The organism is uncultured Ilumatobacter sp., assembly GCF_963980585.1.
Taxonomy (GTDB): Bacteria; Actinomycetota; Acidimicrobiia; order Acidimicrobiales; family Ilumatobacteraceae; genus Ilumatobacter_A.
The window spans coordinates 1-1,585 of the sequence record NZ_CAXCAM010000097.1 but is presented as its reverse complement, the minus strand read 5'-3'; the positions used below and the strand labels follow the sequence as shown (position 1 = coordinate 1,585).

The 1,585-nt window shown below is 62.5% G+C and carries 1 protein-coding gene; it reads right to left on the bottom strand.

The window, feature by feature from the left end; genetic code table 11:
• Positions 1-235 precede the first annotated feature (235 nt).
• On the bottom strand, positions 236-1,585 hold a 1,350-nt coding region (locus ACH2DW_RS15315; protein WP_394930609.1), incomplete at its 5' end, for a M1 family metallopeptidase.

Here is a 1,585-nt window from a genome sequence, read left to right as displayed (position 1 = left end):
CGCTGACATCCGCGCTGACGATCGTGACCTGAGTGGCCACCCGCGCTGCAGCCCGCATCTCGCAGATCGCATCGTCCTCGGTCAGATCAGCCACCGACGGGACGCTATCGAGCAAGGGGTCTGTCAAATCAAGCGTCGACAGCGTCGATGACATCCACCGATTGGACACGCTCGCCCGCGCCGCCACACTTGCTCGTGTCCGGCAGCGAAGGGTCAGCGGAGGACCAGCGGACCGTCAGCTCGGAAATTCGTCAGGCGGATCGACGGCGAAAAGCCACGCATCAAAGAATCCGGTGAGGTCTCGGCCAGCTTCTTGTTCGGCACGCTCGATAAACGCCGCCGTGGTCTGCGACGACCCGGCGTTCTCCGCAAGCCAGCCTTGGAGCAGTGCGAAGAAGGCCTCGTCACCCAGTTCGAGCCGCAGGGCGTGCACAATCACCGCGCCGCCGTCGTACGTCTCGAACCCGAACAGGTTTGAGACGCTCGGCTCACCAGTCGATTGTCGACCGTTCTGCCGGGCTTGGAGCGCCACTTCTGCCTGGGACTCCAGCACCGCCTGATCAACCTCGTCGAGCCAGAGCCACTGCGCGTAGGTCGCAAAGCTCTCGTTGAGCCACAGGTCGGACCACGTTGCCGGGCTGACTGTGTTTCCGAACCACTGGTGCGCGAGTTCGTGCGCAAGCAGGAGGTGCTGAATGAAGCCCAACTCGCCGCGACGGAAGTCGGCAGCAGCAAACAATGAGCGGCCCTGGGTCTCCATTGCCAGACCCGAAGGGCTGTCGATGAACGCCAGCCCGTACTCGCTCAGCGGATACGGCCCGAATCGCTCCTCGAAAAACGCCATCTGTGGCGCGATCTGCTCGAAGAACACGCGGTGCACGTCTGCAGTCCCCGACGGTACGAGGTGTGTGATCGGAAGATCAGCGCCTGACTCAAGTGCAATCGAAGCGTCCTCGATGAGCTCATAGTCGCCGATGACGAGATGCACGAGATAGGTCGACATCGGGTCCTCGCTCTCCCAGATCCACGCCTCGGTCGCGCCGCCGCGCTGGATCAACGTCCCATTCGCCGAGACGACGTCGGCTTCGGGTGCCGTCACTTCGAATCGCCACAGTGCCTTGTCTGAGGGGTGATCGTTGCTCGGCAGCCAGGTCCGTGCCCCATCTGGCTCGTTGAGCACATAGGCGCCTCCCTCGGTCGGAAACCATCCCACGGGCAGCCCGACCGCCGAGGTGCCGCCATCCGGCGATGCCGAATAACTGACGGTGGCAACGACAACATCGTCCCGGTTCGCCGGGAGGTCGATGAGAAGTTCCTCGAAGGACTGTTCAAAGACTGCCGCGGCTCCATCGACAAGGACGGTGTCGACGTCGAAACCGATCGCGTCGAGCGACAATTGCGAGAGGTTCGGCGCCACTGCCGTGGTGATGTCGATCATGGCATCGAAGGTTTCCGCTGCCACATCAACATCAAGCACAACGTCGTAGGAAAGCACATCAACCCCAGGCGCTCCGAGTTCCGGGAAGAGTCGATCGTCGAGACCCTGCGAAAATTCGACTGGCTCGGCCGGGAGATCTGTCGTCGT